This window comes from Marinococcus halophilus, from assembly GCF_002265875.1.
Taxonomy (GTDB): Bacteria; Bacillota; Bacilli; order Bacillales; family Marinococcaceae; genus Marinococcus; species Marinococcus halophilus.
In genome coordinates, this window is sequence record NZ_NPFA01000020.1 from 25,326 (window position 1) to 35,259 (window position 9,934).

At 40.6% G+C, this 9,934-nt stretch carries 8 protein-coding genes, 1 pseudogene and 1 riboswitch; of the genes and pseudogenes, 6 read left to right on the top strand and 3 right to left on the bottom strand.

All coding sequences use genetic code 11. The annotated features are described in order from the left end of the window. Positions 1–236 precede the first annotated feature (236 nt). Both sdaAA and CHL76_RS14785 read right to left on the bottom strand, forming a co-directional pair. Positions 237–1,121, bottom strand: coding sequence for an L-serine ammonia-lyase, iron-sulfur-dependent, subunit alpha (gene sdaAA / locus CHL76_RS14780; protein ID WP_094908989.1), 885 nt, complete (start codon positions 1,119–1,121; stop codon positions 237–239). Continuing rightward, complete coding sequence (locus tag CHL76_RS14785) at positions 1,118–1,615, bottom strand: serine dehydratase beta chain (protein ID WP_094908990.1); 498 nt, start codon at positions 1,613–1,615, stop codon at positions 1,118–1,120. The genes sdaAA and CHL76_RS14785 overlap by 4 nt, the downstream gene beginning before the upstream one ends. A 155-nt stretch (positions 1,616–1,770) precedes the next feature. After that, positions 1,771–1,878: riboswitch (glycine riboswitch) on the bottom strand. Positions 1,879–2,150: 272 nt separating this feature from the next. Here CHL76_RS14785 and CHL76_RS14790 point away from each other — a divergent pair. The 3 genes from CHL76_RS14790 (at position 2,151) to CHL76_RS17300 (ending at position 5,105) form a co-directional block, all read left to right on the top strand. After that, positions 2,151–3,524, top strand: coding sequence for an alanine/glycine:cation symporter family protein (locus tag CHL76_RS14790; RefSeq protein WP_094908991.1), 1,374 nt, complete (start codon positions 2,151–2,153; stop codon positions 3,522–3,524). Positions 3,525–3,619: 95 nt separating this feature from the next. After that, positions 3,620–4,756, top strand: a complete 1,137-nt coding sequence (gene ald, locus CHL76_RS14795) for an alanine dehydrogenase (RefSeq protein WP_094908992.1) — start codon at positions 3,620–3,622, stop codon at positions 4,754–4,756. Positions 4,757–5,024: 268 nt separating this feature from the next. Beyond that, positions 5,025–5,105, top strand: a complete 81-nt coding sequence (locus CHL76_RS17300; protein ID WP_233133481.1) for a hypothetical protein — start codon at positions 5,025–5,027, stop codon at positions 5,103–5,105. A gap of 115 nt (positions 5,106–5,220) precedes the next feature. On the opposite strand, the gene CHL76_RS14800 is transcribed toward CHL76_RS17300, so the two are convergent. Beyond that, entirely contained in the window at positions 5,221–5,502 is a 282-nt protein-coding gene (locus tag CHL76_RS14800) for a DUF3892 domain-containing protein (protein WP_094908993.1), read from the bottom strand. Between the two features lie 231 nt (positions 5,503–5,733). Here CHL76_RS14800 and CHL76_RS17505 point away from each other — a divergent pair. The 3 genes and pseudogenes from CHL76_RS17505 to CHL76_RS14815 all read left to right on the top strand — a co-directional run. Beyond that, positions 5,734–5,811: pseudogene (locus tag CHL76_RS17505) on the top strand (type II toxin-antitoxin system HicB family antitoxin); the annotation flags it as partial. Between the two features lie 501 nt (positions 5,812–6,312). Beyond that, positions 6,313–7,566: an ABC transporter substrate-binding protein gene (locus CHL76_RS14810; protein ID WP_094908995.1), complete on the top strand. Its 1,254-nt coding sequence runs from the start codon at positions 6,313–6,315 to the stop codon at positions 7,564–7,566. A gap of 85 nt (positions 7,567–7,651) precedes the next feature. Then, the gene (locus CHL76_RS14815) at positions 7,652–9,808 is read left to right on the top strand and encodes a hypothetical protein (RefSeq protein WP_094908996.1); all 2,157 of its coding nucleotides are present in this window, start codon (positions 7,652–7,654) and stop codon (positions 9,806–9,808) included. Positions 9,809–9,934: the final 126 nt, after the last annotated feature.

Here is a 9,934-nt window from a genome sequence, read left to right on the forward strand (position 1 = left end):
ATTTTTGGTACTGCAGACGAATAAAAGATCAGCAAACGTTAAGATATTGAATATAAGGGAGGCCTCGTCTCGATTCACTTCTCAGACGCTAACTACTTACATGACCTTCATAAGTCACTGACGCTCCCAAAAATTGGTCATCTAAAAATTTTGATAAGATTTTTTGCTAGGGCGAGAGTTCTTACTGAATAGTTCAAACTTAAAAGACGCAGTGATTTATTCAAGAATAAGTATTCTTATAAGTTACATGGCCGCTGATAGACCCGTTGCGCTGCTTGCAAACCGGTCGGTGTTTGTGCAAGTCCTCCCTCAGCGGTTTCTTTTAAACTCCCTGGCATGTCTTTGCCAATGGTATGCATGGTATGAATGACTTCATCACAAGGGATCCGACTTTCAATGCCAGCTAGGGCCATATCCGCCGCTGAAAAGGCAATAGAGGTCCCGATCACATTACGCTTCACGCAGGGCACTTCCACTAACCCCCCGACAGGATCACAAACTAATCCCAGAAGGGATTTCATGGCCATCGCCACGGCATGTGTCACAGCTTCCGGAGATCCGCCGCGCAATTCCGTTATGGTTCCCGCAGCCATTGCTGTAGCCGATCCTACTTCCGCCTGGCACCCACCGGCGGCTCCCGAGACAAAAGCATGGTTGGCAAACACATAACCAATGGCGCTCGCTGCAAACAGCCCCATCGTAAGTGCTTCATCATTAACATGATGATTTTCCTGCAGAGAAATCATGATGCCAGGAAGAATGCCCGCGGACCCCGCGGTCGGCGTCGCCACAATCACATTCATTTTTGCGTTGCTTTCAGAGGTGGCCATGGCTGCCTCCATCGCTTTGCTGATGGTGGGGCCGGATAGGGGATCGGTTGTCTGATTGTATTGATGCATCCGATAGGCGTCCCCGCCCGACAGTTTGCTGGTCGTTTCCTCCAAGTCATTGATTCCTTGGGCCACAGCTTCTTTCATCACGCTCAGCCTTTCTTGCATCTGGGCGAATATTTTTTCCCGTTCACCCCCGGTCCGCTCTATCTCCCGCTGGATCATCCATTCACCCAGTGAAACGCCTCGCTCCTGGCATGCCGCCACAATGTCTTTCATGGTTTCCGTCATACGTCCGAAACCTCCTTTTTGGTTTTTGCCACAATAGTATCAATATCCACGCCCGTGCCCAGGTTGATGCTCGCCTCCTGATGGTTAATAGCATAAATCATCGCGACGCCCCCGCCAATAGAGGCTCCTATGATGTGCAGGGTCCCCGCCCGGGAAGCGGCTTCCACCTGCACAGTATTCGGGTGATAGTCCGGAGGAGCATCGGGAACGAGCGTAAAATGGTAATCCAGATGACGATCCTTGGCTAATGCATAGGCGCTGCGAATATTAAGATCCCGTGACGATAACCCGAGCAAGCCGCCGATAATGGCTTTGTCCGATCCGTGGCCTTGGTACGTCGAGGCCAAAGATCCGTAAAACGTAATGGTGACATGGTCCAAATCTCCTAGCCAAGTGTGCACAAATTTGCCAATAGAGACCACTCCAGCGGTGTGTGAACTCGAAGGGCCCACCATGATCGGGCCAATAATATCAAAACAGCTATCAAATTGCATAAGTACCTCCTCAAATTATTTATTGTAAGCGTTTATAAAATAAAAAAGGACAGAGAAGTAGCGTTTACGCCACATCTCTGTCTGGGAGCCTGAAAGATTTCATCTTTTTACAAAGAATTCTCTTCTTCGGCAGGTAGATACCTTCTCCAGAGGTGCATCCTGTGTTAGTCCCGGAACCTGAGAGTTTTTCTTTTTAGGCTGTTTAAAAAGATTGCTCCTTCGGTGCTACAGCTACGCGCTGCAATCTCTCCCAACACATTCATTTGCTTAATTTAGATTTATCTATAATATACAGGAAAATTTATCCCTTCAAATAGATTAAGAGTACTAACCATGTCGGTGTAAAGATATTTTTATTATAACTACATACTCATTCGATTAAAAGGCCTATGTATGAAATCGCCTTCATTTTGATTATCTTTCACAATGATAACGCTCACATTTTGTAAAAATTCACAAACTAATTTTGACTATCTTTTACTATACTTTGAATGAAACCGCTTCACAATGTCGAAAAGAAGGTAGGAGTTCATCTTTGCTAGATTTTATTCAATCAATTAACAACGTGCTTTGGGGCGTGCCAAGCCTGGTATTGCTCTTAGGTACAGGCGTTTTCCTAACAATTGTTTTAAAAGGAGTCCAATTTCATAAATTAATATATGCTTTTCGTTTAGCCTTTACCAAAGAAAAAGCTACGGAAAAAGAAGAACAGGAGGGAGATATTAGTAATTTTAAAACCCTTATGACCATGCTTACCGCCACCATAGGCAATGGAAATATTGCTGGAGTTGCTACCGCTTTAACGTTAGGCGGACCAGGCGCTATTTTCTGGATGTGGATCGTTGGATTGCTTGGGATGGCTACGAAATATTCGGAGGCTTTATTAGCAGTTAAATTTCGTATCAAGAATAAATACGGGGAATATTCAGGCGGGCCGATGTATTACATCGAAAAAGGGTTGGGGAAAAAATGGATGCCTTTGGCTTTGGCTTTTGCTCTTTTCGGTGCTTTTGCTGCTTTAGGTATAGGAAATAGCGTTCAATCTAACACCATCGCTGACGTTATGGATCAAAGTTTCTTTGTGCCTAACTGGATTACCGGAGCTTTATTAGTCCTTTTAACTGCTCTGATTATCTTTGGCGGCATTCAACGAATTAGCAAAGTCGCCAGCTTTTTTGTGCCAATCATGTCTGTTTTATATATTTTCGGCGCAATGCTTATTATTATCATTCATTATGATCAGATTCTTCCTGCTTTCGGTTTGATTTTTCAGTACGCGTTTTCTCCCCTTTCAGCAGTGGGAGGTTTTACAGGTATTGCTGTGACGCAAGCGGTCCAAAGTGGTGTTGCCAGAGGGATTTTTTCCAATGAAGCGGGCCTGGGAACCGCTGCGCTTGTAGCAGGAAACGCTCGTACCGATTCACCGGTAAAACAAGCATTGGTAGCCATGACGGGAACCTTTATTGTCACCATTATTGTATGTAGTATGACAGCGATTGTGTTAATTGTAACTGGATTTTGGGATCCTACGGGGGGGCTGTATTCCGGTGTTTCGCATAATGCTTCATTGGACGGAGGCGCTCTAACTAGTGCAGCATTCGGGGAAACGCTTGGGATTTTTGGCCAGTATATTGTGGCCTTTTCGGTCATATTTTTTGGGTTTTCCACCATTGTTGGGTGGTATGTATATGGGGAAAAATGTTTTGAATACTTAACGAATTTTCGCTTATTAAATACGTATCGGTTTATTTATCTTACCGCTACCTTTTTAGGCACGGTCGCTAATTTGGAACTCGTATGGGCATTTGCCGATATGGCCAATGCTTTAATGATGATTCCCAACTTACTTGCTTTACTGCTTTTGTATAAAATCATCCGTGAAGAAACGCAAAAGTTTTTCCTATATTAAGTTTTTAATAATATCCCTTTTTAACAAACAAGTAAGATTTTTCATATGAAATGAAACTACAAAAAGAATAACTCTAATGAATAGGAGGCAATAGTATGATTATAGGAATACCCAAAGAGATCAAAAACCAAGAAAAAAGAGTAGCAATCACGCCAGCCGGAGTGCTGACATTGAAGAAAAATAACCATAAAGTTTTGATTGAGACCAAAGCGGGGCAGGGAAGCGGATTCGAGGACCAGGACTACGAACAAGCTGGGGCCACTATAATGCCACAGGCCCATCAAGTGTGGGCTCAGTCTGATATGATCATGAAAGTCAAGGAACCCATTGAACAAGAATATCAATTTTTTCGTGAAAACCTTATTTTGTTTACGTATCTACATCTCGCTGCAGAACCCGCATTAGCAGAAGCGTTAACGGCTAATAAAGTTACAGCGATTGCCTATGAAACTGTACAAGAAAATGGGGCACTTCCTTTATTAACACCGATGAGTGAAGTAGCTGGACGAATGGCCGCCCAAGTGGGAGCCCAGTTCCTGGAAAGCATTTATGAAGGAAAAGGGGTTTTGTTGTCCGGCGTGCCCGGGGTGAAAAAAGCAAAAGTAACTGTCATTGGCGGTGGCGTAGTAGGTACAAATGCAGCTAGAATTGCTCATGGCTTAGGGGCCGACGTGACCATTGTCGATTTAAACCCTGCACGCCTTCGGGAAATTGACGAAACCTTCGGAGGCCAAATTCAAACCATCAGCAGTAATCCTTTAAACATTGCTCAAGAAGTTCAATCATCCGACTTAGTCATTGGAGCAGTGCTTATTCCCGGAGCTCGAGCGCCCAAGCTCGTCACCAAGGACATGATTAAAACCATGGACAAAGGATCCGTTATTATTGATGTGGCCATTGATCAGGGAGGCATCATTGAGACAGCAGAAAAAGTAACGACGCACGAAAACCCTACGTATAACATTGAGGGCGTCGTCCACTATGCCGTCGCGAATATGCCCGGCGCCGTCCCAAGAACTTCCACCATCGCTTTAACCAATGTAACCATTCCTTATGCGCTGCATATTGCAAATAAAGGCGTTTACCAAGCATTAAATGACCATCCAGCCCTTAGTAAAGGACTGAACACAGCGAATGGCCAAATCACCCATGACGCTGTGGCCAAAGAATTAAATTATCCTTACTTCCATGTAGCCGACGTTTTGGAAAAAAATATTTCTTCTTTGAATTAATATAGGGAATGATTATAAACACTATTGAAGTCAAAAAATAATAAGTAACCTATTAAAAACTAGCTCAAAAAATCATTAACATGAACTAAAATAAGAACAAAGCAGGCCCCCAAGTATATTGACTGGGGGGTTTTTCTTATTTTAAAACATCAGTTTGATTGCCTCACTCACAAACGCGCCACCATCGGGATTACAAAAACCATTGTCACTAAATACGCCTCGGAAGGTATTCGTGCCAATGCCGTAGCCTGAAGAAGTAGCGGAACTCGTGGAGTTCCTTTTGGGAGACAAATCGAATTATATTGACGGAGCAGTCGTCCCTGTTGACGGTGGTTTTACAGCGGTTTAACAATAACGAAAGAAAGGCAGCTTTTTTGAGCTACCGTTAAGAGAGGACTGATTCGTCCCGGGATCAGCCCCTGGTTTAAAGAGCAAGCAGTTGCGAACTGCTTGCTCTTTCACTTTTATTCGCGTGGCAATTTTAACAGATTATCGTTTTCGGTATCATTAGGAGAAGACCTTACATATTTTTGTTCCCCGTCCTTAGCTTTTATCAATTCAGGGTTGGGCTCAATATCAACGTAAATCTTGTCGTTCGGATTATCTCTTAAAAAATCGTAGAGATTTTCTTTTTTCTCCCACCCTTTTGGCGAGGGGCCTCCTTCAATATGAATCGAGTCAATTTCTTTTACGTCATCGGTATCTTTTTGTCCCACACGCATTCGGATAGCAGTAGCTTTTAGCATGGTTTTTCTCCTTTCAAGGATAAAAATCTGAGCGTTTCTGTATTTATTGTATGTTGTTATCAATAAAATTGTCCACTATGTGTAAGTGATTTCTCCACAAAAGGACTCTGTCTGCAGTACTAGCAGAAACGGAATAAACGTATTTCCTTTCGACCATGAGGGAAGTTTGTATTTATGGCTGAATATATGTTTCCAGTCATCTTTGATAACAGCTAAAACGAAAACAGAGCATTTACAATCACATTTCCTGATCTACCGGGTGGTATTAGCCAAGGAGAAGATATGGAAGAAGCTACATATATGGCTTGAGACGTTCTCGAAAGATTTCTCTATAGTATGGAAGAAGATCAAGAAATCATTCCCGCACCAAGTTCGTCAAAAGACATTACTCCTTCGAAGGATGCTTTTGTGGTTTTAGTGACGGCTTGATCTCCGATAGAATAACGGAACCAAGCCGCTTAAGAGTTTTACTTATTTCCATTGTCTACTAGATGAAGGTCAGTTCAGAGTGGGCTTTCTTTTTTTATCCTTGCCACAAATCATAGAGATTACCCTTTGTAATGTCACAAAAGTAATTAACTTCCGATAATCTACTGTATGTTTACAAAAAATCAGCGTAATTAATATTCCTTGAGGAATTTTTTCATCGCTGCTCGTTACTGAGGCGATAAATATGATCTAGGCACTTCAATTATGAAAGCGGAAACATTTTATTTCTGAAATTAAGAATTACTTCGTTAAATGATAAGATTTTAATAGCGCTTACATTTAATATTTCGTTAAGCGCTTAACTAAAAGGGGGAGAAACAAATGAAAAAGAAACTAGGGGTCTTTGTTTTATTATCATCAACAGTACTAATTTCTGCATGTGGCAATGGAGGAAGTTCTGGGGAAGGTTCATCTGATGAAACCATCGAATTTTTGGTTTCCGGCGACGATGTGGAAGGTAACGCAATGTCAAACATGGCTGAAAAATATAACGAAGAGATGGATGCTAATGTTGAAGTCGTTGAAGTACCATACGAAGATATGGATACACGAGTAACCAACATGGTTCGCGATGGAGATCCACCCGAACTCATTCGGACTGCTGGTTTTTCTCCACTTTGGAATGATCAATTACTAGATTTAGGGGAAATTGGTAACGAAAGAAATGTGGATGAAAGCTTATTTATTGAGACTGATAATGAAGTCAAAGCCCTACCTTTAGATTTAACCGCTGTAGGTATGTATATTAATAAAGATTTATTTGACGAAGCCGGGGTTGAATACCCTACAAGCGAAGAAGATGTATGGACCTGGGAGGAATTTACCTCTTCCGTCAATGAAGTGACAGAAAATACCGAAGGGGAATATGGCTTTGTCATGGATCAATCGGAGCACCGCTTATTGACAATGTTGTATCAGTTCGGCAGTCAGGGCATCACACCAAACGATAATGGGGAATACGAAGTGAATCAAGAAACAATAGAAGGTTTAGAATATTTTGTAGACCTCAACAATGATGGCACCATGCCCAAAAACGTATGGACTTCTGGTGAAAACGCTACCTCAATGTTCAAAAGTGGTCGAGTAGCAGCTTATATGTCTGGAAATTGGCAATTACAAGATTTTTCTGAAAATGTAAATAATTTTGAATGGCAATCTGTTTATATGCCTCAAGAAGAAACACGTGCGACCAATTTAGGCGGAAACTACATTACGGCGTTTGACGGAACAGGAAATGAAGAAGCCACACAAGACTTTATTAGTTGGCTGTATGAGAAAGAGAATCATGAAGAAATGGCGAATTATGGAGGCTATCTTCCAGTAGTTGAAGACGCTGAAGTAGATTATGAATTTGCTAATGAAAGTTTTGAAATTTATCAAAACGAGATTGATGCTTCAGCCGATGTCTCTTCTTATATGAAGCGGGAAATTGATACAAAACAATTAACAGCTGAGGGGAACGCTCAAGATGTGTTACGTGAAGAAGTTATTGGTGTATTAAATAACGATCAATCTATTGAAGACGCAATAGAGACGACCACTGAAACTTATACAGAAGTATATGGAAATAATTAATTTTAAATAAAGAATGGTTAAAAATCCGCGAACCTATTTGTGTTAACCAAAAATAGGTTCGTGGCTGTATTTTGGGAGGGTTATGATGAACAATGAGTACAAATTTCAACTGCAATCAGGGGATTATCTAAATCGATGGCTCTATTCGGGTCCTTACGTTACACCTTTTCATTCGCAAGCTACTGTTTTTTTTGAGCCCGTTAACTTAACAGAAGAATATAGGCAGATCGAATATCCTTTACGTACACAGTACCTTCAACAAAGAAATAAAAATGAATATCCTGAAGAAGATGATTTTCAAAATATCTATTTTCCCTTTGAGAATAATCGATTTGACTTTTCTTCTTTTATTACCACTCCTCATATTTTGGAAACAAATGCAAAAACATTTATCAAAGTTAAAAAAAATCAAACACTTCCGTTTCAATTAACAACTTGTGGGAGCATCGATATTTGGGTGAATAAAGAACACCAAGTTGCTTTTTCACCATTCACTAGAAACATTCCTTCGACTCAGAATATTCATTTGTCTTTGCAAGCAGGAGAGAATGAGATCGTTATTAAACTCGAGGATATGGCAGAACGTGACGTGAATTATTATTTTGAGTTCATTTATTTAGGAAAAGAAGATATTGAAAGTTATATACCTATCAATGAAGATCCCATCGCTGTCGAACAAGCAGAAAACTTTTTAGACAATCTTTATTTTGAGAAAGATATTTATAAAACGGACAAATTAACCCTTAAAGCTCCAGCTCATTTGGGTGAGCGTTTAGAACCACACATGCATGTACAAATTAACAAAAATAAATTAATCAATCCCATTTTCACAAGTGAACGCTCCTTCCCAGAGTTTTATATTGAGTTAAATGAAGAAAACAATATTAATTTGGGAGACATCGCAGAATATAACTTATCTGGAGTAAACGAGTTTTCTTTTGGCCTCAAAATTTCAGATGATGTCTATGTTTACAGAACACTAACAGTTTCTCTTCTTTTAGAACAACCATCTCCTTTAAATATGGAAGAAGATTTAGAAACAAGAAAAACCGAGGCATTGAGCTATTTTGCGAATTTAAATCAAGCAGATATAAATGTAGGTATCGCGCGACTAATGTTCTATGAATATTGCGATGAACAAACAGAACAAGCTTTAAGGAGCTGCTTTCAAGAAATTGAACAAAAAGAAGATTGTGCCGATTTTCGTTTAGCACCATTAATGGCCATATACTTAAAGAAACGTCATCTTTTGGCGGTTCCTCTACAGGAAGAAATAAAAGCACTAGCGTTAGATTTTCGATACTGGATCGACGAACCCGGAAACGATGCCATGTGGTATTTCAGTGAAAATCATGCGTTTTTATTCCATGTGTCTCAATATTTTGCGGGCTATGCATTTACCCAAGATGTCTTTAATGTGAGTAAACGTTTGGGAGAGGAACAGTACGTGCTAGGTAAGAGCCGTTTGTTACACTGGTTTGAAAACTTTTTCGAGTACGGCTTTGCAGAGTGGAATTCAACGACATATCTTCCAATTGATTTAATTGGTTTTTATACCCTTTACGAAGCTGCTCCAGATAAAGAAATTCAGCATTTGGCAAAACAAGCGTTAGACAAAACATTTAAAATTATTGCGATAAATATTCATGGGAAAACAATGGTTTCAACGTATGGAAGAGTATATGAACATGATTTGAAAGCAATGGAAAATAGTGAAGTTGCCAATATTTCATTCATGCTATGGGGAGAAGGTTACTTTAATCATTCTCTTCGAGCGCCAGTTTGGTTCTGCCTATCTGAATATACACCTCCAGCCATGCAAGACATTGTTCATTTAAACGAAAAACAAGCTGTCTTAGCTGAGTACACTCAAGGTATCAAAAACATTTACTCATATGTTTACAAAACCAAACCCTATTCTTTAGCAAGTACGATTAATCTTTCCCCCTATGAAAAGGGGCATCAACAGCATGTGATGAACATCTCTCTTGGTGTAGAAAATACTACGATGTGGATTAACCATCCTGGTGAATCGGCGTTTAGTGGAAAGAATCGCCCTAGCTACTGGGCAGGTAATGGACGATGCCCGTTTGTGCGTCAACATCACAATACATTGATCATGAAATATAAACTTCACGAAGAAGATTATAATTTCGTGCATGTTTATCTGCCAATATGGGATATAGACGAAATGGAAATAACAAACAACTGGTTATTTGTAATTCTTATGTTGCAGTTTTGAAAACAATTGTTGGTCATGGATTTAAATATTGGAAATCATCGACAATATCATCCAACCGATGGCTTTGCGGGTCAGGCCACGCGGTAAGCGTCATACACGCTTTCCAGGGTCGCGCCCGCCTGGGCG